General features: G+C 73.0%; 20 protein-coding genes and 1 pseudogene. 10 read left to right on the forward strand and 11 right to left on the reverse strand.

Annotated elements, in window-relative coordinates:
* Nucleotides 1-192 precede the first annotated feature (192 nt).
* Both C6361_RS11850 and C6361_RS11855 read right to left on the reverse strand, forming a co-directional pair.
* Nucleotides 193-1,854 (reverse strand): glycoside hydrolase family 10 protein, encoded by a 1,662-nt coding sequence (locus C6361_RS11850; protein WP_107267776.1) that lies wholly within the window; start codon nt 1,852-1,854, stop codon nt 193-195.
* A gap of 171 nt (nt 1,855-2,025) precedes the next feature.
* A complete protein-coding gene (locus tag C6361_RS11855; RefSeq protein WP_107257671.1) occupies nt 2,026-2,268 on the reverse strand; it encodes a hypothetical protein in 243 nt (80 codons plus the stop codon).
* A gap of 256 nt (nt 2,269-2,524) precedes the next feature.
* On the opposite strand from C6361_RS11855, the gene C6361_RS11860 reads away from it, so the two are divergent.
* Entirely contained in the window at nt 2,525-3,556 is a 1,032-nt protein-coding gene (locus C6361_RS11860; protein ID WP_107267777.1) for a TrkA family potassium uptake protein, read from the forward strand.
* Nucleotides 3,557-3,646: 90 nt separating this feature from the next.
* Here C6361_RS11860 and C6361_RS11865 read toward each other — a convergent pair whose 3' ends face one another.
* Together C6361_RS11865 and C6361_RS11870 are read right to left on the reverse strand one after the other, a co-directional pair.
* Nucleotides 3,647-4,681: a 2-oxoacid:ferredoxin oxidoreductase subunit beta gene (locus C6361_RS11865; RefSeq protein ID WP_107257673.1), complete on the reverse strand. Its 1,035-nt coding sequence runs from the start codon at nt 4,679-4,681 to the stop codon at nt 3,647-3,649.
* Nucleotides 4,674-6,470 carry a 2-oxoacid:acceptor oxidoreductase subunit alpha gene (locus C6361_RS11870; protein WP_369931421.1) on the reverse strand — a complete coding sequence of 599 codons (1,797 nt, stop codon included), beginning with the start codon at nt 6,468-6,470 and terminating at the stop codon, nt 4,674-4,676. The genes C6361_RS11865 and C6361_RS11870 overlap by 8 nt, the downstream gene beginning before the upstream one ends.
* Before the next feature lie 385 nt (nt 6,471-6,855).
* On the opposite strand from C6361_RS11870, the gene ndhC reads away from it, so the two are divergent.
* Complete coding sequence (gene ndhC, locus C6361_RS11875) at nt 6,856-7,236, forward strand: NADH-quinone oxidoreductase subunit A (RefSeq protein ID WP_107257675.1); 381 nt, start codon at nt 6,856-6,858, stop codon at nt 7,234-7,236.
* 67 nt (nt 7,237-7,303) lie between these two features.
* Here ndhC and folP read toward each other — a convergent pair whose 3' ends face one another.
* Complete coding sequence (folP, locus tag C6361_RS11880) at nt 7,304-8,173, reverse strand: dihydropteroate synthase (RefSeq protein ID WP_107270898.1); 870 nt, start codon at nt 8,171-8,173, stop codon at nt 7,304-7,306.
* A gap of 215 nt (nt 8,174-8,388) precedes the next feature.
* On the opposite strand from folP, the pseudogene C6361_RS11885 reads away from it, so the two are divergent.
* The 4 genes and pseudogenes from C6361_RS11885 to C6361_RS11900 form a co-directional block, all read left to right on the forward strand.
* A pseudogene (locus C6361_RS11885) lies at nt 8,389-8,790 on the forward strand (DivIVA domain-containing protein); the annotation flags it as partial.
* A gap of 644 nt (nt 8,791-9,434) precedes the next feature.
* Nucleotides 9,435-9,953 carry an SRPBCC family protein gene (locus tag C6361_RS11890; RefSeq protein ID WP_107267779.1) on the forward strand — a complete coding sequence of 173 codons (519 nt, stop codon included), beginning with the start codon at nt 9,435-9,437 and terminating at the stop codon, nt 9,951-9,953.
* A 67-nt stretch (nt 9,954-10,020) separates the two neighbouring features.
* Entirely contained in the window at nt 10,021-10,611 is a 591-nt protein-coding gene (locus C6361_RS11895) for a DNA-3-methyladenine glycosylase I (RefSeq protein WP_107257677.1), read from the forward strand.
* 4 nt (nt 10,612-10,615) lie between these two features.
* Nucleotides 10,616-11,215, forward strand: coding sequence for a hypothetical protein (locus C6361_RS11900; protein ID WP_107257678.1), 600 nt, complete (start codon nt 10,616-10,618; stop codon nt 11,213-11,215).
* A 112-nt stretch (nt 11,216-11,327) separates the two neighbouring features.
* Here the strand turns inward: C6361_RS11900 and C6361_RS11905 are convergent, their stop codons facing one another.
* From C6361_RS11905 to C6361_RS11920, 4 genes are all read right to left on the reverse strand, one after another.
* Complete coding sequence (locus C6361_RS11905; RefSeq protein WP_107267780.1) at nt 11,328-12,578, reverse strand: DUF1501 domain-containing protein; 1,251 nt, start codon at nt 12,576-12,578, stop codon at nt 11,328-11,330.
* Nucleotides 12,579-12,597: 19 nt separating this feature from the next.
* Nucleotides 12,598-13,902, reverse strand: coding sequence for a DUF1800 family protein (locus tag C6361_RS11910; protein ID WP_107267781.1), 1,305 nt, complete (start codon nt 13,900-13,902; stop codon nt 12,598-12,600).
* 90 nt (nt 13,903-13,992) lie between these two features.
* Nucleotides 13,993-14,781 (reverse strand): enoyl-CoA hydratase-related protein, encoded by a 789-nt coding sequence (locus C6361_RS11915; protein WP_107257681.1) that lies wholly within the window; start codon nt 14,779-14,781, stop codon nt 13,993-13,995.
* A complete protein-coding gene (locus C6361_RS11920) occupies nt 14,778-15,602 on the reverse strand; it encodes a PaaX family transcriptional regulator C-terminal domain-containing protein (RefSeq protein WP_107257682.1) in 825 nt (274 codons plus the stop codon). Before C6361_RS11920 ends, C6361_RS11915 begins: the two co-directional genes overlap by 4 nt.
* Before the next feature lie 187 nt (nt 15,603-15,789).
* Here C6361_RS11920 and C6361_RS11925 point away from each other — a divergent pair, with 187 nt between their 5' ends.
* Both C6361_RS11925 and C6361_RS11930 read left to right on the forward strand, forming a co-directional pair.
* Nucleotides 15,790-15,957: a DUF3117 domain-containing protein gene (locus C6361_RS11925; RefSeq protein WP_007455245.1), complete on the forward strand. Its 168-nt coding sequence runs from the start codon at nt 15,790-15,792 to the stop codon at nt 15,955-15,957.
* Nucleotides 15,958-16,105: 148 nt separating this feature from the next.
* Entirely contained in the window at nt 16,106-17,599 is a 1,494-nt protein-coding gene (locus tag C6361_RS11930; protein WP_107267782.1) for a leucyl aminopeptidase, read from the forward strand.
* A gap of 55 nt (nt 17,600-17,654) precedes the next feature.
* Here C6361_RS11930 and C6361_RS11935 read toward each other — a convergent pair whose 3' ends face one another.
* Nucleotides 17,655-18,230: an O-methyltransferase gene (locus C6361_RS11935; RefSeq protein ID WP_101371792.1), complete on the reverse strand. Its 576-nt coding sequence runs from the start codon at nt 18,228-18,230 to the stop codon at nt 17,655-17,657.
* Between the two features lie 448 nt (nt 18,231-18,678).
* On the opposite strand from C6361_RS11935, the gene C6361_RS11940 reads away from it, so the two are divergent.
* On the forward strand, nt 18,679-20,007 hold the full coding sequence (locus C6361_RS11940; protein ID WP_107257684.1) for a S1C family serine protease: 1,329 nt from the start codon (nt 18,679-18,681) through the stop codon (nt 20,005-20,007).
* Nucleotides 20,008-20,169: 162 nt separating this feature from the next.
* Complete coding sequence (locus tag C6361_RS11945; RefSeq protein ID WP_107257685.1) at nt 20,170-20,613, forward strand: preprotein translocase subunit TatB; 444 nt, start codon at nt 20,170-20,172, stop codon at nt 20,611-20,613.
* 145 nt (nt 20,614-20,758) lie between these two features.
* On the opposite strand, the gene C6361_RS11950 is transcribed toward C6361_RS11945, so the two are convergent.
* On the reverse strand, nt 20,759-21,961 hold the full coding sequence (locus tag C6361_RS11950) for an Mrp/NBP35 family ATP-binding protein (protein WP_107257686.1): 1,203 nt from the start codon (nt 21,959-21,961) through the stop codon (nt 20,759-20,761).
* Between the last annotated feature and the right edge of the window lie 231 nt (nt 21,962-22,192).

A 22,192-nucleotide genomic window follows, 5' to 3' on the forward strand; every position in this document is an offset into this window, starting at 1 on the left:
GGGCCCCCTCGTGGGAGACCCGGGCGGGGCGAAGCTGTCACCGGTAGGTGATCTATGTGGTGACAGTCTCGGGGCATCGTCGCCCGCCGATCTCTACCCGACCTTTATTTTCGTTGACAGGCGCCAGAACAGGCGAATGCTCCGAGGTGCCGTACCCCGGAGCATTCGCCTGTCAGTGCCGGCCCGATCCGCTCAGCGGAGTACGAACCACGGCGGGCTGGGCTGGCTCTCGTTGGCCAGCCGGTCCAGCGCGGTCACGTAGTAGCTGTACCGCCGTCCCGGCTCGGCGGTCTCGTCCAGCCAGGACTGCACGCCCGAGCCGTCGGCCCGGACGGTGCCGACCAGGTTGCCGGCGTCGGCGAAACCGCAGGAGCCGGGGAGGTCGATCCCGTCGAACCGGTAGATCGCGTACGAGGTGGCCCGGCCGAACGGGCCGAGCCCGTCCGCCGGCTGCCGCCAGCGCAGTTGCACGCCCCCCGCCTTCCGCGAGGCGCCGGTCAGCACCGGGAACATCAGCGGCTTGGCGGCCAGGTGCGGCATGGTCGGGATCAGCGCCGGCCGGGAGTAGTGCTCGGCCGCGTAGATGTCGGTGGCGCCGAGCCGGTTGGCCCGGACCTGCACCGCGCTGAAGTGGATGTTGCCGGCGACCTGCGGATGGTCGCGGTTGAAGGTGAGGTGCCTCGACATCTCGGCCGGGTCCTGCCAGGGCGCCGGCTGCGCCGGATCGGCGATCTTGTAGTCGGCCTGCCCGATGTAGAGCTGCACCCGGGTCCCGGCGACCACATCCGACCACCAGGGCACCAGCTTGGCGTAGTCGGCCACCGCGAAGCCGATGTTCCAGTAGACCTGCGGCACGATGTAGTCGATCCACTCCTCCTTGACCCACTTGCGGGTGTCGGCGAAGTTGGCGTCGTAGGACTGGGTGCCGTTGGTCTGCGAGCCGAGCGGGTCGGCCGAGGCGTTCCGCCAGATGCCGAACGGGCTGACCCCGAACTTCACCCACGGCTTGGTCGCCTTGATCCGCTGACCCATCTCCTGGACCAGCAGGTCGATGTTGTGCCGCCGCCAGTCCGCCTTGCTGGCGAAGCCGGCACCGTACTCCTCGAAGGTGGCCTGGTCGGCGAAGTCCTGCCCGGCCGCCGGGTAGGGGTAGAAGTAGTCGTCGAAGTGCACGCCGTCGATGTCGTACCGCTTGACCGCGTCGAGCATGGCGGTCTGGACGAACCGGCGTACCTCCGGGATGCCCGGGTTGTAGTAGAGCCGGGAGCCGGCCGCGTTGACCGGGTAGGCGACCGCCCAGTCCGGGTTCTCCCGGACCGGGTGGCCCGGGGCGAGCTTGTCGAGGTCGGCGCCGGCGCCGTCCGGCATCGAGATCCGGTACGGGTTGAACCAGGCGTGGAACTCCAGGTTCCGCTTGTGCGACTCGGCGACCAGGTACGCCAGCGGGTCCCAGCCGGGGTCCTGGCCGCGCACCCCGGTCAGGTACTCCGACCACGGCTCGTGCGGCGAGGGCCAGAACGCGTCGGCGGTCGGTCGGACCTGCACGACCACCGCGTTGTGGTTCAGCCGCTGGGCCAGGTCGAGCCAGCCGGTGTACTCGGCCTGCTGGGCGGCGATCCGGTCCGGCGCGGTGTACGACGCCCTGGTCGGCCAGTCGATGTTGACCACGCTCGCGATCCACATCGCCCGGAACTGGCGTTTCGGGGTGGCGGGATCGCTCGCGCAGCCGGCGCGGTCGGTGACGACGGTCGCGGGTGTGGCGTTCGTGGGTGTGGCGTTCGCGGGCGGGGCGGCGGCGAGCGAACCGAGCAGCGCTGCGGCCAGCCCGGCGGCCACGAGCCGATATGGCTTCATCCGGTGCGTCCCTTCGTTGGGCTCCCCCGGGGGAGGGGAGGGGCACGGCGGCACCCGTCGGCGGTTTATACCGACACACTCATGCCGCTGGAAGGTAATTTTCACACCGGCGGTGCCGGGCGCAAGCCGTCGATCGACCATGGACGCTCCGCCGTACGGTCCGTGCTCGGTTCAGCCGCGCTCTCCGAGGGCGGCGACCCTGACCAGCGCCTCGATCCGACCCTGCGCCCTGCCGTCGCGGTCGAGCCGCTCGCCGACGATCCAGACCCACTCGTCCTGGTAATAGTGTGAGATGTCGTGCCGGACCTGCTCGACCCGGAGCCGGAGCGGGTGGCCGCCGTACCGCCAGTCCTCCTGGCGAAGCTGGAGCACCGTCCCGGCGGCCAGGTCGGGAACTGCGGGCAGCGTGGTCACGGCACCTCCAGGCGACGGGGGGAGCGGCGGGGCGCGGGGGTTCGGTGGGCGAATGACCGCATCTGACGTCACAGCGTGCTAATTCGGAGGCACCCAGCGCAACGTATCTAACCAAAATTTCAGCTCGATGCATGGCGGGACGGCCGGCCACAACCCGGCTTGCCGGCCCCGATCCGGGCAGCCGGCCAGCCCGGTGCGATGATCCCGGCTATGTTGTGGGCGTGCGTGCGGGGGCGGCGATGAGGCGGGGTGGGCGATGATCCACTTTCCGGCCATCCGCCGGGGGCCACTGCGGGCGCTGGGCCAGCGGCTCGCCGCCGCGATCGGCCTCGTGCTGCTGATCGTCGCGGTGGTCTACGCGGACCGCGACGGTTACCGTGACGTCAACGAGGACGGGGTCACCCTCCTCGACTCCTTCTACTACGCGGTGGTCTCCCTCTCCACCACGGGATACGGCGACATCACGCCGGTGACCGAGGGCGCCCGGCTGATCAACGTCCTGGTGATCACCCCGGCCCGGGTGCTCTTCCTGATCATCCTGGTCGGCACCACCCTGGAAGTCCTGACCGAGCAGTACCGCACCAACCTCCGCTTGACGCGGTGGAGGAGACAAGTGAAGGACCACGTCATCATCTGCGGCTACGGCACCAAGGGCCGTAGCGCGATCTCCGCACTGCTCGAAACCGGCTTCGACAAGCAACGGATCCTCGTCGTCGAACGCAATCCGGCAGCCGTCCGGCAGGCCACCTCGGCCGGCCTGGTGGTGATCGAGGGCAACGCCACCCGGTCGGCGACGCTGAACGAGGCGCACGTACGACACGCGAAGTCCGTGATCATCGCGACCGACAGCGACGAGGTCTCCGTACTGGTCACGCTGACCGTACGGCAGCTCACCGCCGGCCAGGTCCGGATCATCGCCGCCGCCCGCGAGGCGGAGAACGCCCCGCTGCTGCGGCAGAGCGGGGCGCACCACGTCATCGTCTCGTCGGCGACCGCCGGCCGGCTGCTCGGCGTCTCCACCTCGGCCCCGCCGCTGATCGACGTCGTCGAGGACCTGCTCACCCCCGGCCAGGGCATGGCGCTGGCGATGCGCTCGGCCACCCGGGACGAGGTCGGTGTCTCGCCGCGCCGGCTGGAGGCGCTGGTCATCGCGCTGGTCCGGCGGGGCAAGGTGGTCTCGCTCTCCGACCAGGCCGCCACCGCCATCGAAACCGGCGACATGCTGGTGTACGTCCGCGACGACCGGTCCAGCAGCGGCAGCGCCCCCGTCGCCGACCAGAACCGCTGACGGCGGCTCAGACCCGCCCGTCGTCGGTTCTGACGACTCAGGCCCGCCGGCCGGTGCTCACCGGTCGACGGGCCGTGGACGTCGGACGAGTCAGAGGATCGTCCAGGTGTCGCCGCTGTTCAGCAGGCCGGCGAGCTGCTCCTCCGGGGTACCCGTGCTCTTCGCCCGGGCCGCTTCGAGCTGCCCCTGCACCACACCGTCGTAGCTCGGCCGGTCGACGTTGCGGAAGATCCCGATCGGGGTGTTGCGCAGGGCGAAGCCCGGCAGCCGGGAGAGCGCGAAGGCGTACGCCGGCTCGGTCACCGTGGCGTCGTGCACCACGATCTCGTCCGCCGGTACCGAGGCGGTCTCCCGGACCTCCAGGCCGAAGCCACCCGGCGGGTGGACGACGCAGAACTGACCCGCCGAGCCGAAGGTGATCGGCTGGCCGTGCTCCAGCCGGATCAGGTAGTCGTCCCGGGTGGCCGGCTCCTTCAGCTCGTCGAAGGCACCGTCGTTGAAGATGTTGCAGTTCTGGTAGATCTCCACGAACGCCGAGCCCTCGTGCTCGGCAGCGGCCCGCAGCACCGACTGGAGGTGCTTGCGGTCCGAGTCGATGGTCCGGGCCACGAAGGTCGCCTCGGCACCGAGGGCCAGCGAGAGCGGGTTGAACGGCGCGTCCGCCGAGCCGACCGGCGTCGACTTGGTGATCTTGCCGACCTCGGAGGTGGGCGAGTACTGCCCCTTGGTCAGCCCGTAGATCCGGTTGTTGAAGAGCAGGATCTTGAGGTTGACGTTCCGCCGCAGCGCGTGGATCAGGTGGTTGCCGCCGATCGACAGCGCGTCGCCGTCACCGGTGACCACCCAGACCGACAGGTCCGGCCGGGAGACCGAGAGCCCGGTGGCGATCGCCGGGGCCCGACCGTGGATCGAGTGCATCCCGTACGTGTTCATGTAGTACGGGAAGCGCGACGAGCAGCCGATGCCGGAGACGAAGACGATCCGCTCCCGGGGGATCTGCAACTCCGGCATGAACGACTGGACCGCGGCCAGGATCGCGTAGTCACCGCAGCCGGGGCACCAGCGCACCTCCTGGTCGGACTTGAAGTCCTTGGTGGTGAGCTTGAGGGCGACGGGCTCAGGCATTCTTAACGACCTCTTCCAGCATGGTCTCCAGCTCGGTGGCGGTGAACGGCAGCCCCCGGACCTGGTTGTATCCGATCGCGTCGACCAGGTAGCGGGCCCGGATCACGTGGGCGAGCTGGCCGAGGTTCATCTCCGGGATCACCACCCGCTCGTAGCGGGCCAGCACCTCGCCGAGGTTGGCCGGCAGCGGCGCCAGGTGCCGCAGGTGCGCCTGGGCCACCGGCAGGCCGCGTTGACGCAGGCCACGGCAGGCCGCGCCGATCGGGCCGTACGTCGAGCCCCAGCCGAGCACCAGCACCCGGGCGTCCGAGTCCACGCCGTTAGGTGACCCGGTCTCCACCTCGACGTCCGGCACCCTGATCGCCTCGATCCGGGCCGCCCTGGTCCGCACCATGAAGTCGTGGTTCGCCGGGTCGTACGAGATGTCACCGGTCTTGTCGGCCTTCTCCAGGCCGCCGATCCGGTGCTCCAGCCCCGGCGTGCCGGGGATCGCCCACGGCCGGGCCAGCGTGGCCGGGTCGCGCAGGTAGGGCAGGAAGCTCTTGCCGTCCTCGCCGTTCGGCTCGGTGGCGAACTCGACCCGCAGGTCCGGCAGCGACTCGACGTCCGGCAGCAGCCACGGCTCGGAGCCGTTCGCCACGTAGTTGTCCGAGAGCAGGATCACCGGCGTGCGGTGGGTCAGCGCGATCCGGGCCGCCTCCAGCGCGGCGAAGAAGCAGTCGGACGGCGAGCGCGGGGCGACCACCGCGACCGGCGCCTCGCCGTGCCGGCCGAAGAGCGCCATGTTCAGGTCGGCCTGCTCGGTCTTGGTCGGCATCCCGGTGGACGGGCCGGCCCGCTGCACGTCGACGATGACCAGCGGCAGCTCCAGGGCCACCGCCAGGGAGATCGTCTCGCCCTTCAGCGCGACACCCGGACCGGAGGTGGTGGTGACGCCGAGCGCACCGCCGTACGACGCGCCGAGCGCCGCCCCGATCGCCGCGATCTCGTCCTCGGCCTGCATCGTGGTCACGCCGAACCGCTTGTGCTTGCTCAGCTCGTGCAGGATGTCCGAGGCCGGGGTGATCGGGTACGCCCCGAGGAAGACCGGCAGCCCGGAGCGGACCCCGGCGGCGACCAGCCCCAGCGAGAGGGCCGCGTTGCCGGTGATGTTCCGGTAGGTCCCCGGGTTCATCTTCGCCGGCTTGACCTCGTAACGGACCGCGAAGTCCTCGGTCGTCTCGCCGAAGTTCCAGCCGGCCTTGAACGCCGCGGTGTTCGCCGCGACCAGCTCCGGCCGGGCCGCGAACTTCCGCTCCAGGAACCGGATCGTCGACTCGTACGGCCGGGAGTACATCCAGGAGAGCAGGCCGAGCGCGAACATGTTCTTGGCCCGCTCGGCGTCCTTCTTCGAGACGTCGTGCTCGGCCAGCGCGCCGACGGTCATCGAGGTCAGCGCCACCGGGTGCAGCACGTAGCCGTCCAGCGAGCCGTCGTCGAGCGGGCTCGCCTGGTAGCCCACCTTGGCCAGGTTGCGCCGGGTGAACTCGTCGGTGTTGACGATGATGTCGGCCCCGCGCGGCAGGTCGGCCAGGTTGGCCTTCAGCGCGGCCGGGTTCATCGCGACCAGGACGTTGGGGGCGTCGCCCGGGGTCAGGATGTCGTAGTCCGCGAAGTGCACCTGGAAGCTCGACACCCCGGGCAGGGTGCCGGCGGGGGCGCGGATCTCCGCCGGGAAGTTCGGTAACGTCGAGATGTCGTTGCCCAGTTGCGCGGTTTCCGAGGTGAATCGGTCGCCGGTGAGCTGCATGCCGTCGCCGGAGTCGCCCGCAAACCGGATGACCACCCGATCCAGTTGCTGGACCTGCTTGCTCACTGCTGCACCTCGCTTCGCTCGGCCCGGTCGGACGGGCCGAGCTCAGGGGTGACCTCGCCTTGCTCGGCCACATGTCCTCCTTGAGCGCCGGTGGCGGGTTGGCGGTGGTGAGGGCCGGGCCCGCTCCAGTCCTTCACTGCAGAGCCTACGTCGGTGGTTAGGTGATCCTTGCCCAAGGTCCGTCACATGGGACGCGGTAATGGTGGCATTGGCCTGGTTTCGCCCCACCCGGAAAGTGGTGTCGTTATCCAGATCACCGAAGTTCGGACGTCGAATTCCGCAGGGCAGAAACCCGACATCGGGCGGTAGGCTGCCGCACATGACCGGATACCTGGGGTCGTACGCGACGCTGGGACTGCTGCTGCTCGCCAGCGTACTGGTCTTCGTCGGCGCGTTCACCGCCAATCGGGTGCTCCGGCCGGCCCGCCCCGCCGACCCGCCCGGCAAGCGGACCAGCTACGAGTGCGGGCTCGATCCGGTCGGCAGCGACTGGGCACAGATGCAGATCCGCTACTACGTCTACGCCTACCTCTACGTGCTCTTCGCCGTCGAGGCGGTCTTCCTCTTCCCCTGGGCGGTGGTCTTCGACCGGCCCGGGTTCGGCCTCGTCACGGTGATCGAGATGGCGGTCTTCGTCGCCGTGCTCGCCCTCGGCATCCTCTACGCCTGGCGGAAGAACATCCTCCGCTGGACCCAGTGAGCCGGACGCCGGACCGGGTGGGCGGGGCCTGACGAGAGCCGGCCGCCAGCTCCGACCGGGACGGGGCTCAGGCCAGCCCGCGCCGGGAGACCGCCGGTGGGCGGTCGCCGCGGATCGAGGCGACCATGTCCAGCAGCCGCCGGGTCGGGCGTACCTGGTGGGCCCGGAACACCCGGGCGCCCAGCCAGGCCGAGACGGCGGTGGCCGCGAGGGTACCCTCCAGCCGCTGGTCCACCGGCAGGTCGAGGGTCTCCCCGACGAAGTCCTTGTTGGACAGGGCCACCAGCACCGGCCAGCCGGTTCCGGTGAGTTCGGCCAGCCGGCGGGTGATCTCCAGCGAGTGCCGGGTGTTCTTGCCGAAGTCGTGCGCCGGGTCGATCAGGATGCCGTCCCGGCGTACCCCGAGCCGGACCGCCCGCTCGGCGAGCCCGGTGACCGTGTCCAGCACGTCGGCCAGCAGGTCGGGGAAGGCCGCCCGGTGCGGCCGGGTACGCGGCGTCAACCCGCCCGCGTGCGAGCAGACCAGCCCCACCCCGGTCGCGGCGGCCACCTCGGCGAGCGCCGGGTCGGCACCGGACCAGGTGTCGTTGAGCAGGTCCGCCCCGGCGGCGACCGCCTCGACGGCCACCTCGGCCCGCCAGGTGTCGATCGAGATCACCACCTCCGGGAAGGCGGCCCGGACGGCGGCGATGGTGCCGACGGTACGACGGATCTCCTCGGCCACGTCCACCTCGGCACCGGGCCCGGCCTTCACCCCGCCGATGTCGACGATCTCGGCACCCTCGGTCACCGCCCGCTCCACCGCCCGCAGCGCGCTGTCCGCGGCGAAGGTGACGCCCCGGTCGAAGAACGAGTCCGGAGTCCGGTTCACGATCGCCATCACGGCGAGGTCTCCGGGCCCGAACGTGCGCCGCCCCAGTCGAAGCGCGTCCGCCATCCACTCCTCCTCCACCGTCTCGGCGCTGATCACGCTAGTCGGCGGCGGTTCGGGGTACCCGTGCGGGCGGCCGCGTCGGTCGGGGCCGGCAGCCGGGGGCGGCGGCACGTCGGAGACCGCTGTCCGGCCCACCGGGGGGCAGGGTTTCACGTGCGTCGAAGAATGACCGGGGTGGCGGGGTCGCCCGGCCCGGCTCGCCATGCCACCATCGGCGGATGGGTCAGGTTCTGCTCCTCTTGGTCGTGGCGCTGACCGTCGCGGCGGTGGTCTTCGGGGTGACGGTGCTGGTGACCGGCTCCGATCCGGGGCTGGGCGCCGCCGAGCCGGACGGACGGGCGGTGCCGCTACCGGGCAACCGGCCGCTGCTGGAGACCGACGTCGGGCAGGTCCGGTTCGACCTGGCACTGCGGGGCTACCGGATGGCCCAGGTCGACCAGGCACTGCGCCGCACCGCGTACGACATCGGCTACAAGGACGAGCTGATCGGGGTGCTCCAGGCGGAGGTCACCGCGCTGCGGGAGGGGCGGCTGGAGGACGCCGAGGTGCTCCGCCGGGCCCGGGAGGCGGCTCTCGTACCGGCCGGGTCGGCCCCGGCCGCGCCGGACGCCGGGTTGGACGGCTCCCCGGCCCGTACCCTGGCCTCGGCGACGACCGGCGGGAGCGCGGTCCGCTCGTCGCCGGTGCCGTCGGTCGGCGGCCCGGTCGAGAACGGCGGAACCGGTACGGGCAGCTCCGGCGGGCGGTCCGGCCCGGCCGAGAGCGCGCCGTCCGGGCCCCAGCAGGGTGACCTCGACGCTTCCACCAGCCGGCCCGAGCCCACCACGGCGGCAGCCGCGCCCGCGACCGAGGAGCGGGCGGACGACGCCGAGCCGGTGCCGACCCGGCCGGTCCGGGCGGGCGGCTCCGTGATCGAGGCCGAGGACGGCGACCTGACCGAGGCCACCACACCGACCCGACCGGCCGGTGACGCCGGACCGACCGAGCCGGGCAGCGGCGACGAGGCCGCTCTGGGCGGCAGGGACGGAGCCGTCCCGACCAGCAGGGACGAGGTCGTTCCGAGCAGCAGGGACGAGGTCGTTCCGAGCAGCAGGGACGGAGCCGCTCCCGGCAGCGGGGAGGCGGACGACGACCAGCGGACCCGGCCGGTTCGGGCCGACGCCGTCGAGGCCGACGGGGCGGCGGACGGGACGCCGACCAGCCGGATCGAGCGGCCGGTGCGGACGGAGGGGACGGCCGGGCCGGCGGAGCAGCCGGAGCGGGCGTGAGCACCGCCGATGCGGGCGCTGCCGATCCGGACGGCACCGAGGGGCTCCGGGCGGCGGCCGAACCCGGCTCCGGGGAGGTCACCGCGACGGTCATCGTGGCGGCCCCCGCGCCCCGGGTCTTCGCCGCGCTGACCGCCTGGGAACGACAGGGCGACTGGATCCCGTTCACCCGGGTCCGCCTGGTCGAGGGGGACGGCGGCGAGGGCAGCCTGGTGGAGGCGGTCACCACGGTCGGACCGGCGGTACTCCGGGACGAGATGCGGGTGGTCCGGCTGGACCCGCCGTACGAGGTACGGGTGGTGCACTGCGGGCGCCTGTTGCGCGGTCCCGGGGTGCTGCGCTGCACCCAGATGGCCGAGGACCGGACCCAGGTGGTCTGGCACGAGTGGTTCCACCTGCCCGGCGGCCCGACCGGCCGGATGGCCTGGCCGGTGCTCTGGCCCGGCTCCAAGTTCGGCCTCACCCAGGCGCTGAAGCGGTTCGCCCGGCTGGTCGAACGCGGTCAACTGCCCTGATCACCGCGGAACCGTCCCCGGCCCGCTCACCGGCAGGTTGTCGGGCGGTTGGCCTACCGTTGACGCCGTGACTGATCTGGTGATTGGCGCCGACGGACTGGCCCGCTGCGGCTGGGGCGCGGGCACCCCCGACTATGCCGTCTACCACGACGAGGAGTGGGGCCGGCCGCTGCACGGCGACGACGCGCTCTACGAGCGGCTGACGCTGGAGGCGTTCCAGTCCGGGCTCTCCTGGTTGACCATCCTGCGGAAGCGGCCGGCGTTCCGGCGCGCCTTCGACGGGTTCCACCTGGCGACCGTGGCCGGCTACGGCGACGCGGAGGTGGCCCGGTTGATGGCCGACGCCGGGATCGTCCGGAACCGGGCCAAGATCGACGCGGCGATCGCCAACGCGCGGGCCGCGCTCGACCTGCCGGACGGGCTGGCGGCCCTGCTCTGGTCGTTCGCCCCGGCCGCCCGGACGGGCCGACCCCGGTCGTTCGCCGAGGTGCCGGCGATCACCCCCGAGTCGACCGCGATGGCCAAGGCGCTCCGGAAGCGCGGTTTCCGGTTCGTCGGCCCCACCACGGCGTACGCGCTGATGCAGGCGACCGGCATGGTCGACGACCACCTCGACGGCTGCCACGTGAAGCCGCCGGCCGCCGCCGTGATGGGATAGCGGCATGAGTGCAGCGGGTTCGGCCGGGACGTGGGCAGTGGTCATCCCCGGCGAGCGCTACGAGGCCGAGCGGCTCTTCCACCACGACACCCTGGAGCTGACCGGGCTCAACGGTGGGCCCCGACCCGGCCCCGGCGACCCGGTGCTGGTGGTGCGCGACGAACAGCCGCCACTGGTGGTCGCACTCGGCCGGGTGACCGCCGTCGGCGGTGTCGGGGAGCGGGACCCCGACGATCCGCAGTCCGGACCGGGCGAGAGCGCGGCGCTCGCGGTGACGTACACCCGGCAGGTCTTCGACGCGCCGGTGCCGGCCGACCGGCTCTCCCTCGACGGCCCGGTGACCCCGGTCGACCCGGCGGTCTTCCAGGAGCTGGCCGGGCGGGTCGGCCCGGCGCCGGAGCGCCGGAACTACCTGGTCAGCCTCGACCTGCCGATCGAGGCGGGGTCACCGGCCGAGGCGGTCCGGCTGTTCTGGGCGTACGTCCAGGAGCTGGGCCCGCGCGAGCTGCCGGCGTTCGTCGCGCCGTCGGACGACGAGCTGGCGATGCAGGCGTTCGTGCTCGGCGTCGAGGCCAACCAGGACCCGGAAGAGGACGAGGACTGAGGCCGCCGGAGCGGCCCTGGGGACGGGCCGTGGCCGTCGCCCCCGCCGAGCCGGCACGCCGCTGTCGGACCCGGGTCGTCGGCCGCCGTCGGACCCGGGTCGTCGGCCGCCGTCAGGTGAGCACCCCGGTGAGTCGGCCCCGCCAGCCGGCCAGCACCTGCTCCGGCTCGGTGTCGAGGACCCGTTCCAGCAGGCTGGCGTAGACGTCCCGGAAGTCGGTGCTGAACCGCAGGTCGCCGTCGTCGAGCCGGGTCAGGTCCGGCGGTTCGCCGTGCAGGCCGCCGCGCACCCCGGCACCGAGCAGGAAGACGTCGGACGCGGTGCCGTGGTCGGTGCCGTCCGAGGCGTTGGCCCGGACCCGCCGGCCGAACTCCGAGTAGACCGCCACCACCACCTTGCGGCCGGCCTCGGTGCCGGCCATCCGGTCGACGAACGCGGTCAGCGCCTTGTCGACCTGGCCGAGCAGTACCGCCTGGAGTTGTTTCTCGTCGGCGTGGGTGTCGAAGCCGCCCAGCGAGACCGAGAAGACCCGGCTCGACACCCCGGCCTCGACGCACTGCGCCACCAGGTCGAGCTGGGTGGCGAGCGCACTGCGCGCCCCGCCGGTGGCGGTCGCCGCCGGCCGGTCGTCGTTCCCGCCGTCGTCGGCCTCCTCCGCCGTGGCCGCGTCACGTACCTCGGTGATCATCGCGTCGACGGCGCGCAGGTCGGCGAAGCAGGCGGCGGCCCGGGCCTGCCCGGCCGGCTCGCCGGGCTCGGCCACCGCCAGCTTGGCCAGCGTCGGGTCGCCGACCGGGCGCCGGGCCTTCCGCTCGGTGACCGGTACGGCGGCACCCGCGCTGCGGGCACCGGCGAGCAGCGGTGGCAGGGTGGGCTCGAACGAGACCGCGAGCCGGGGGTCGCCGCCCGCCCCGTCCAGCCAGCGGCCCAGCCAGCCGGTCTGCTCCGGCCGGTCGGGGCGGGCGGTCTGCCAGATGTCCATCGAGCGGAAGTGACTCCGGTCGGGTGTCGGATATCCGACACCGCGCACGATCGCGAGGCGGCCGTCGCCGTACAGCCGGTGCAGCCCGGTCAGTGCCGGGTTCAGCCCCACACTGTCGTCCAGCCGCTTCACCTCCTCGGCCGAGTACGCCAGCTCGGGGCGGGCGTCCTGATAGGCCGGGTCGGCGTACGGGACGACCGTGTTCAGGCCGTCGTTGCCGCCGTAGAGGGTGACCAGCACCAGGGTACGAGCCTGCGGGTCCCGGTCACCGGCCGTGTCGAACAGCTCCGACAGGCCGTACGCGCCCGCGCCGGCCGCGAGCGCGCCCGCCCCGGCCACGCCACTGGCGAGCAGGAACCTGCGTCGGGTGAGGATGTCCATCCGCTTTCTCTCCTCCTCGTCAACTGATGGTGTACTCGGGGCTGACCAGCCCGGCGACCAGCAGCCGGCCCGGGTCCTCGACCAGCGGGGCCAGGGCGGCCCGGCTGCGTGGCGTCCACCGGTCCACCACCAGCAGCCGGGCCAGCGCCTCCGGCCGCTCGTTCGAGGGCGTGCCGGCGAGCCGCCGGGTCACCTCGGGGGCCGCCGCCCCGGCCAGCAGCGCGGCCAGGCGCATCCGGGACTGCAACGACGAGGTGGTCAGCCAGGCGGGCCCGGCCGGCCAGCCGCCGACGCTCGGCGGTCGCAGCGGCACCTGGTCCATCCCGGCCAGCCGGTTGGACAGCTCCCGGCGCTGCTGGTCGGGGAGCTTGCCGGGCCGGATCCCGAGCTGGCGCATCGCCCCGACTGCCCACTCCACCGGCTGCTTCACCAGCCCGCCCCGGGCCTGCCCGAACTCCGGCGCGGCGAAGAGCGCCCGGAGCACGTCGGTGGTGGTTCCGGTCGTCCCGGCCAGCGCCGCCGGCAGCGGCAGGTCGGTGCCGGCGAACCGGGCCCAGAGCCGGGCCGCGACGAAGGCGCCGGCCTCGGGGCGGGCGGCCAGCAGCCGGGCGTACGAGTCGGCGTCGAACGCCTCCGTCCGGCCCAGGATCGTCTTCCCGGCCGGATCGTGCCGGCGCCGGACGAACCTCGCCTCGCCGGTACGGCGGTCGACCTGCCAACCGGTCAGCGACCGCGCCCCGGCCTTGACGTCCGCCTCCGTGTAGTGCCCGATGCCGAGGGTGAAGAGCTCCATCAGCTCCCGGGCCAGGTTCTCGTTCGGGGCGGTACGGGTGTTCTTCTGCCCGTCCAGCCAGAGGATCAGGGCCGGGTCCCGCACCATCGCCCGGACCAGCGCCTCGAACGGTCCCCGCCCGTACCGCCGGAAGGTGTCGAGCTGCCCGAGCATGAGCTGGGCGGATTTGACCTTGCGTACGCTGGTCGCCCAGTGCCCGTGCCAGAAGAAGACCAGCTTCTCGGTGAGCTGGTGCTCGGCGGCGACCATCCGGTCCAGCCACCAGTCGAGCAGTACCCGCACCTGCTCGGCCCGCTTCTTCTGGGCCTGCTGCCGCTGCTCCCGGCTGGACTCCTTGGTGATCCCGGCGTACGGGTCGGCGCCGAGGTCGGGTGGCGGGGTGGCCGCCGCCCCGGGGTCGGCGCCGACCGGGGCGAGCAACCGGTCCAGCGTGGCCGCCAGCCCCACGCGACCGGCCGCCTCCACCTCGGCGGCTGTCGGCCCGAAGGTGGCGCGGCGCAGCAGATGTACGACGGCGTCCCGATCGACCATGCGGCCGACCCTAGGCCGGTCGTGTACGAGCCCGGTAAGGCCGGCGATCGAGCCGGGTCTGCGTCGGCCTGCCGAGCTGGGCCGGGCCGGTCAGCGGCCGTCGAAGGTCGGCCGGCGCTTCTGCACGAAGGCGGCGGTGGCCGCCCGGTGGTCGGCGGTGGCGCCGCAGATCGCCTGGGCCTGTGCCTCGGCGGCCAGTGCCTCGGAGAGGGTGCCGGCGTCACCGACCGAGAGCTGCCGCTTGATCGCCCCGTACGCCACCGTCGGTCCGGCGGCCAGCCGGGCCGCCAGCTCCCGCGCGGTCTCCAACACCTGCTCGTCGTCGACCAGCCGGTTCAGCAGCCCCAGCCGGTACGCCTCGTCGGCCGGTACCGGCTCGGCGAGCATCAGCAGCTCGATCGCCTTGGCGTGCCCGACGAGCCGGGGCAGCGACCAGGAGGCGCCGGTGTCACCGGCCAGGCCGACCTTGGCGAAGGCCATCAGGAAGCTGGTGCCGGGGCCGCCGATCCGGAAGTCGGCGAGGAAGGCGAGGGAGGCTCCGGCGCCGGCCGCCATGCCGCGTACCGCCGCGACGACCGGCTTGGGCAGGCTGGCCAGCCGGGCGGCGATCGGGTTGTAGTGGGTCCGGACGGTGCCGAGCGGGTCGGTGCTGCCGTCGGCCAGCGTGGCGGCGTGTTCCCGCAGGTCCTGACCGGCGCAGAAGGCCGAACCGGCACCGGTGAGCACCACTGCCCGGCAGGAGCGGTCGTGCTCCAGCTCGGCGAGGGTGTCCCGCAGCGCCTCCTTCAGCGCCACGTCCAGGGCGTTCATCGCGGTCGGCCGGTTCAGGGTCAGCGTGACCACGGAGTCGGAGCGGTCGATGAGCAACGGCTCGGTCACAGGTGTTGACCCTTCTGTCGGGGAATCCGGTGGGAACCGTCGAGGCACTGCTCGACGAAACGGTCGGCGGCCGGGCGCAGCCGCGCGGCGTGCCGGTCGAAGAAGGCCGCCGCACTGGTCCCCGGCCAGCGTTCCGGCAGTAGCGCGGGAGGCAGCTGCGGGTCCCGGAAGAGGAAGGTACGCCATGCGTGCACCAGCCGGAACCGGGCGGCGTACGCGTCCTCGTCGCAGCTGCGTACGGTCACCGCGGCGAGCAGTGGCCGCTGCGCGGCGACGAACTCCTGGTACGCGTTGGCGATCTCGTCGAGGTCCCAGGCCCGCCGGACCACCCCCATCGCCCCGGGCGTGCCGGCGGCGTGTGCGGCGGTGAACCGCTCGTAGCGCACCCCGGCCTCGGTGAGCAGGCCGTCCACGTCCTCGCCCGGCCGGGTGGCGACCCAGGTCTGCTCGTCGAGCATGCCGTAGCCCAGGTAGCTCAGGTTGGCGGCGAGGCGTTGCCGGTCCCGCCGGTTCGTACCGGATTCAAGCACGATCAGGTCGAAACGGCCGTCCCATCCGATCTTGCCGGTCCGGTAGATCCGGGCGGCCGCCTCGTCGAGTCGTCGGGCCGCTCGCGGGGTGAGCAGATAGCCCGGTCCGGCTGCCAGTCGGAGCGGGTGCAGCCAGCCCTGCCGAACCATCCGGGAGACGGCGGTCCGGACCGCGGGTGCGGCGATGCCGAGTGGGGATAGTAGTTTGACCAGCGCGGACACCGGTGCGCGCCCACCCCGCGAGCGGAGGTAGTCGCCATACAGGTCGAAGAGTGCCGACCGTGCCTGCATGACCGCACATTGTGACACCCCTTCTCAAGATAAGCTAGATGCTGTTACATCAACGCCGGTTCGGTTTGGGTCCGGCGGTGTTCATCAGGGAAAATCGTTGGTCGGCACCGCGGCCTTGGGCGGTGATGCTGACCAAATGGATGTGGGGTAACCCACCGACCCTGATGAAGGTCTGAGGGGAGACAACATGGCGGCGATGAAGCCGCGGACGGGCGACGGTCCGCTGGAAGTCACCAAGGAGGGCCGGGGCATCGTCATGCGGGTTCCGCTGGAGGGTGGTGGCCGGCTCGTCGTCGAGATGACTCCCGACGAGGCCAACGCGCTCGGTGACGCGCTGAAGGCCGCCGCCGGCTAAGTGAACGCCGACTCCGCCGGGCGGCTCGTCCCGTCCGGCGGGGTTTCTCACCCTGGGCCACCGGCGACATGCCGGTGGCCCAGGGTCGTGATGTCGGGCGGGTCGCCTACTTCCCGCCCATCCGTGAACGTCTGGAGGTAACGTCGGCGTGCTGTCGATCCGTCTGGTAGTCGACCCGACCGGGTGCGAAACCCTGACCCTGCCGGTCGCGCCCCAGGAGGCGCCGGATCAGCCCGCCGACGGGCCCAGCGGCACGCTGCTGCCCACCCTCCCCGCCCTCCCCGCCGAGCTGACCGCCGAGGCGACCGCGCTGCTGCCCCACCTCGACCAGCCCGGCGGTGCGGGCGCGCTGCACCGGTCGATCCGGCCGCAGGGCGGGCCCACCCGGCTGCTGCTGGTTGGCGTGGGTGCCGGGGACGAGGCCGGCTGGCGCTCCGCCGGCGCGGCGGTAGCCCGGGCGACCACGCGTGAGAGTTCGATCACTATAGCGATCCCGGTCGATGTTGCCCCGGAGGCGGTACGCGGGCTCGCCGAGGGGATCTGGCTGGCGTCGTACCGGTTCCGGATGCCCGACGCCAACGGGGCCGCCGGCGACCCGCCCACGCTGACCGAGGTGCTGCTCGCGGTCGCCGACCCCGAGCCGTACCGGGCGGCCCTGGAGACCGCCCGGGTGGTCGCCGAAGCCACCCGGTTCGCCCGGGACCTGACCAACACCCCCTCCTCGGTGAAGAGCCCGGCCTGGTTCGCCGACCGGGTCGTCGAGGCCGCCGCCGGACGGGACGGGCTGACCGTCGAGGTTTGGGAACCGGACCGGCTCGCCGCCGAGGGGTTCGGCGGCATCCTCGCCGTCGGCGGCGGATCGGCGCAGCCTCCCCGACTGGTCGAGCTGAGCTGGCGGCCCGAGGGCGCGGACCGGCACGTGGTACTCGTCGGCAAGGGGATCACCTTCGACACCGGCGGCATCTCGATCAAGCCCCGGGACGGCATGAAGCTGATGCGCAAGGACATGGGCGGTGCCGCGGCGGTGCTCGCCGCCACCATCGGTGCCGCCGCGCTCGGGCTGCCGGTCCGAATCACCGCGCTCGCCCCGCTCGCCGAGAACATGGTCAGCGGCTCGGCGTACCGGCCGGGCGACATCGTGCGGCACTACAACGGGATGACCAGCGAGAGCACCAACACCGACGCCGAGGGCCGGCTGGTGCTGGCCGACGCGCTCGGCTACGCCGTGGCGCGGCTCGCGCCGGACCTGCTGGTCGACCTCGCCACCCTGACCGGGGCGAACGCGGTAGCCCTCGGCAAGCGGACCGCCGCCCTCTACAGCCACACCGACGAGCTGGCCGAGGCGGTGCGGTCGGCCGCCGAGGCGGCCGGCGAGCGGGCCTGGCGGATGCCACTGCCGGCCGACTACGCCGAATACCTCGGCAGCGACATCGCCGACCTCTACAGCGCACCGACCCAGGGCGCCGGCTCGGTGCTCGCCGCGCTCTACCTCCGCGAGTTCACCGGCGACCTGCGGGACCGCTGGGTGCACATGGACATGTCGGCGCCGGCCTGGTCCGACGGCAACGACGGCGAGCTGGTCAAGGGCGCCACCGGCTGGGGCGTACGCACCCTGCTGCGCTGGCTGGCGACCTGCCCGTAACCGGTGCGCGGCGGTCCGGCCGGCTGCACACCGGCGGATACCGGACCGGTGCCGGTCAGCGCTTGACCGCGACGAGCAGCCCCTCGCCGGTGGGCAGCAGCGCCGGGGTCCACTCCTCCGACTCCCGGACCGCCTTGGCCACCTCCCGGACGGTCACCGTCTCCACGTCCCGGGCGGCGGGGTCGCCGATCCGGCCGGCGGCCAGCGCGCCGTGCAGCGCGAGTACCCCGCCGGGGCGGAGCAGCCGCAGCGCGGCCTCGACGCAGGCGCTGTATTCGGCGACCTCCGAGTCGACGAAGATCAGGTCGTAGACGCCGTCGGCGAGCCGGGGCAGCACGTCCAGCGCCCGGCCGGTGATGATCCGGGTACGCCCCGAGGCGAAGCCCGCCTCCTGGAAGATCCGCCGGGCGATCCGCTGGTGCTCCGTCTCCACGTCGATCGTGGTGAGGATCCCGTCGGGGCGCATGCCGCGGAGCAGCCAGAGCCCGCTGACCCCGGTACCGGTGCCGATCTCCACGACGGCCCGGGCACTGCCGGCCGCCGCCAGCAGCCGGAGCGTGGCACCGGTCCCCGGCGTGACGGCGTCGAGGCCGACCTCCCTGGCGAGGCTGCGGGCGGTACGCAGGACCAGGTCCTCCGCGACGTACGCTTCGGCGAACTGGAGTGCTTGGGCGGTCGTCGTACTGACTGACCGGGCGACCGTGGCGATGGGGCACCTCCGGGCGGCGAGGGACTCGGCTGAGGGATGGAACTGGGTCGGCGGTGCGTCTTGGAGGGTGCGGGATTTCCGGCGGGCGGAGCTTGCGGACGGCGGGTTCGCGGGGCGACGGTGGAACGGCGGCGGTGGAACGGGCGGCGGTGCGGGCGGACCGGGGTGGGGTCGCGGGTATGAGCCTAAGGGTGGCGGTACGTGATCGGCAGGCGCCTACCTCGGACGGTCAGCCGGCCTCCGACCAACCGATGACCGGTATTCGGCCATCCGTGCGATCCTGGATGCGGAACCCGGACGCCGCGGCCGGAACCGGTCGCCCCGGCCCGCGCGGCGCCCGGCTTCAGGGACGGACTGGGAGGCAGCGAACGTGACGGACGGCTGGAACTGGCGCCAGCCCGATGGGACGGCGACGCCGGGGAACTCCCCGCCGCCGACGCCCCCGGCGGTTGGCACGCCGGCGGTCTCCGGGTCGGCCGGCGACCCGGGATCGTCCCCGTGGTGGTCCGACGCGTTGCACGACCCGTGGCGGAATCCGGCCACCCCGGCGGCCGTGGTGGTGCAGGCGGGGCCGGTCTCGGGCGCGGGCGCCGACCCCGAGCCGGTGACCGACCCGAACGCCGCCGGCCGGCGCGGGCTCGCCCCGGTCTTCCTGGTCTCGCTGATCACCGCGCTGCTGGCCGGTGCGCTCGGAGGTTCGCTCGGGTACGCCTTCGCGGTGCGCGGCGGTGCCACCGGTACGACCACGCTCGGCTCGACCGCCGCGGAACCGCCCGCCACCGCCCGACGCCCGCCGGACTCGCTGGCCGGTGTCGCGGAACGGCTGCTGCCCAGCGTCGTCACCGTACGGGTCAGCGGCAACGGCGGGATCGGCCTCGGCTCCGGATTCGTCGCCACCCAGGACGGTTACGTGATCACCAACGATCACGTGGTCGGGGTCGGCGCCGACACCGCGACGGTGGTCTTCAACGACGGCTCGACCGCGCCGGCCGAGGTGGTGGGGAAGGATCCCGAGGCGGACATCGCGGTGATCAAGGTGTCCCGGACCGGTCTCACACCGGTGGAGTTCGGCGACTCCGACGCCGTGGCGGTCGGCGACCCGGTGCTCGCCTTCGGTACGCCGCTGTCGCTGGCGAACACCGTCACCGCCGGCATCGTCAGCGCGCTGGACCGGACGTTCCGGCAGGGTGAGACGGGCGGCCAGGTGCGCTACTACGCCGCCATCCAGACCGACGCCGCGGTGAACCGCGGCAACTCCGGCGGGCCGCTGGTCGACGGCGGCGGGCGGGTGATCGGGGTGAACTCGGTGATCCAGACGCCGGCCGCCGACGAGGAGACCGCCGGCAACGTCGGCCTGGCCTTCGCGATCCCGATCAACCAGGCCAAGCGGCTGGCCCAGGAGATCATCGACACCGGCAAGGCGCGCCGGACCGTGATCGGCGCGACGGTCGGCGGCACCCGCTCCGGCGGGTCGGGCGGGGTGCGGGTCTCCTTCGTCGAGCCGACCGGACCGGCCGCCGCCGCCGGGCTGCGCGCCGGAGACGTGGTGCTCAAGCTCGACGGCAAGCCGCTGGAGGACCCGAGCGACCTGATCGCGCTGGTCCGCAAGTACGCCCCCGGCTCGGTGGTGAGCGTCGAGTACCGGCGCGGCTCGGAGCGGCAGGCCGCCTCGGTGACCCTGGCCGCCGACGCGAAGTGACGTCGGTCTGACCCGGAGACGACCCGGTCCTGAACGCGGGACCGTACCGGCCGGGTGGGGGCGCGACGGTGGCGGCGGGCCGGGAAGTAGCGGTCCGCTCCCCCTCCCACCGGCCACCATGACGTGCGTACTCTTGCCGTGGGCGGGGATGAGGAGGCAGGCGTGTTCGAGAACCTGAACTGGTGGGAGATCGGTGCGCTGCTGCTGGTCGCGCTGCTGATCTTCGGCGACCGGCTGCCCAACGTGATCAGCGACGGCCTCCGGATGCTGCGCAACCTGCGCAACATGGCCCGCAACGCCACCGGCGACCTCAGCCGGGAGTTGGGCACCGACATCCAGCTGGAGGACCTGCACCCGAAGGCGTTCATCCGCAAGCACCTGCTGAGCGAGGAAGACGAGCAGGCGATCCGGAAGCCGCTGGAGGGGACGTTCGAGAAGCTCCGCTCCGACCTGACCGACGTACGCCGCGAGGTCGACGACGTGGCTGCCTCGGCGGACTTCCGCTCGTCCGGCCGCTCGACGAACGGCGCGACCGCCCCGACGCCGGCCGGCGGCAGCGACGTGACGCCGGTCCAGCGCCGCGCCTTCGACGTCGACGCCACCTGATCGCTGACCGGAGCCGCACCCCCGACCTGAGCCCCACCTGACCTGAGCCCCGCCCGATCGGGGGCCGGCCGGCCTCCCTCGGGCGGCGCCGAGTCAGCGGCCGCCGGTGCGGCGCCGAGTCAGCGGCCGGCGGTGCGGGGCTGCGTCAGCGGCCGGCCGGGCGTAGCCCGAGGGGCTTGCCGAGCAGCGACTCGCGGCGGACGGCGAGCCGGTCCGCGACCGCGGCCAGCGCCTTGGCCGCCGGCGCCTCGGGCTCGGCGAGTACGACGGGGTCACCGGCGTCGCCGGCCTCGCGTACCCGGGTGTCCAGCGGGATCTGACCCAGCAGCGGCACCTGAGCGCCGATCACCCTGGTCAGCGACTCGGCGACCATCGCGCCACCGCCCGAGCCGAAGACCTCCATCCGGGAGCCGTCCGGCAGGTCCAGCCACGACATGTTCTCCACCACACCGACCAGCCGCTGGTGGGTCTGCAGGGCGATCCCGCCGGCCCGCTCGGCCACCTCGGCGGCGGCGGTCTGCGGCGTGGTCACCACCAGGATCTCCGCGTTCGGCAGCAACTGGGCCAGCGAGATGGCGACGTCGCCGGTGCCCGGCGGCAGGTCCAGCAGCAGGACGTCGAGGTCGCCCCAGTAGACGTCGGCGAGGAACTGCTGAAGGGCGCGGTGCAGCATCGGGCCTCGCCAGACCACCGCCGCGTTGCCGTCGGTGAACATGCCGATCGAGATCACCTTCACCCCGTGCGCCTGGGGCGGCATGATCATGTCCTCGACCCGGGTCGGCCGGCCGTCGACCCCGAGCATCCGGGGCACCGAGTGGCCGTAGATGTCCGCGTCGACGACGCCCACCGAGAGTCCCCGGGCGGCGAGCGCGGCGGCCAGGTTGACCGTGACACTCGACTTGCCGACCCCGCCCTTGCCGCTGGCCACGGCGTAGACCCGGGTCCGGGAGCCGGGCTGGGCGAACGGGATCACCGGCTCCTGGCTCTGCCCGCCGCCACGCAGCCGGGCCTGGAGGGCCTGCCGCTGCTCCGGGCTCATCACGCCGAAGTCGATGGTGACTCCGGTCACGCCCGGCACCGCGCCGACCGCTGCGGTGATGTCGGTACGCAGCTTGTCCCGCAGCGGGCAGCCGGCGACGGTGAGCAGCAGCTCCACCCGTACCGTGCCGTCGGCGGCGACCACGGCGGAGCGCACCATGCCGAGTTCGGTGATCGGCCGGCGGATCTCCGGGTCGTCGACGGTGGCCAGCGCGGCCTGCACCGCCTCCTCGACGGCGTTCGTGGGCCGGACTGCGGAGTCGGTGCCGGAGGCGACGGCCTCCTGGCCGGGAACGGCGGGAGCAGACATGCTCGCAATGCTACGTCGCCGACCGGCCCGCCCGGCCGGCCGTGCCAGGACGGACGGCAGCACAGCGGCACTCGAACAGCCGAGGGGGAATCAGCACGGCGTGGGCGGCAAGTCGGGCGTTCAGCCATGGGTGGGGAAATTGGCGATTTGACGGTAGACGCCGTACCCGTCGGGGTGCGACGATCGTTGAAGTTCGCCGCGCGCCTAGCCCCTTGAGGCGCGCGGCGTTTT

Origin of the sequence: Plantactinospora sp. BC1 (genome assembly GCF_003030345.1) — a bacterium.
Taxonomy (GTDB): Bacteria; Actinomycetota; Actinomycetes; order Mycobacteriales; family Micromonosporaceae; genus Plantactinospora.

Excerpts from the sequence above, each read along its gene's own strand:
- C6361_RS11850 (WP_107267776.1), bottom strand. The coding sequence starts at position 1,854 with ATGAAGCCATATCGGCTCGTGGCCGCCGGGCTGGCCGCAGCGCTGCTC.
- C6361_RS11860 (WP_107267777.1), top strand. The coding sequence starts at position 2,525 with ATGATCCACTTTCCGGCCATCCGCCGGGGGCCACTGCGGGCGCTGGGC.
- C6361_RS11865 (WP_107257673.1), bottom strand. The coding sequence starts at position 4,681 with ATGCCTGAGCCCGTCGCCCTCAAGCTCACCACCAAGGACTTCAAGTCC.
- C6361_RS11870 (WP_369931421.1), bottom strand. The coding sequence starts at position 6,470 with ATGCAGCTCACCGGCGACCGATTCACCTCGGAAACCGCGCAACTGGGC.
- ndhC (WP_107257675.1), top strand. The coding sequence starts at position 6,856 with ATGACCGGATACCTGGGGTCGTACGCGACGCTGGGACTGCTGCTGCTC.
- folP (WP_107270898.1), bottom strand. The coding sequence starts at position 8,173 with ATGGCGGACGCGCTTCGACTGGGGCGGCGCACGTTCGGGCCCGGAGAC.
- C6361_RS11900 (WP_107257678.1), top strand. The coding sequence starts at position 10,616 with ATGAGTGCAGCGGGTTCGGCCGGGACGTGGGCAGTGGTCATCCCCGGC.
- C6361_RS11905 (WP_107267780.1), bottom strand. The coding sequence starts at position 12,578 with ATGGACATCCTCACCCGACGCAGGTTCCTGCTCGCCAGTGGCGTGGCC.
- C6361_RS11910 (WP_107267781.1), bottom strand. The coding sequence starts at position 13,902 with ATGGTCGATCGGGACGCCGTCGTACATCTGCTGCGCCGCGCCACCTTC.
- C6361_RS11920 (WP_107257682.1), bottom strand. The coding sequence starts at position 15,602 with ATGCAGGCACGGTCGGCACTCTTCGACCTGTATGGCGACTACCTCCGC.
- C6361_RS11925 (WP_007455245.1), top strand. The coding sequence starts at position 15,790 with ATGGCGGCGATGAAGCCGCGGACGGGCGACGGTCCGCTGGAAGTCACC.
- C6361_RS11950 (WP_107257686.1), bottom strand. The coding sequence starts at position 21,961 with ATGTCTGCTCCCGCCGTTCCCGGCCAGGAGGCCGTCGCCTCCGGCACC.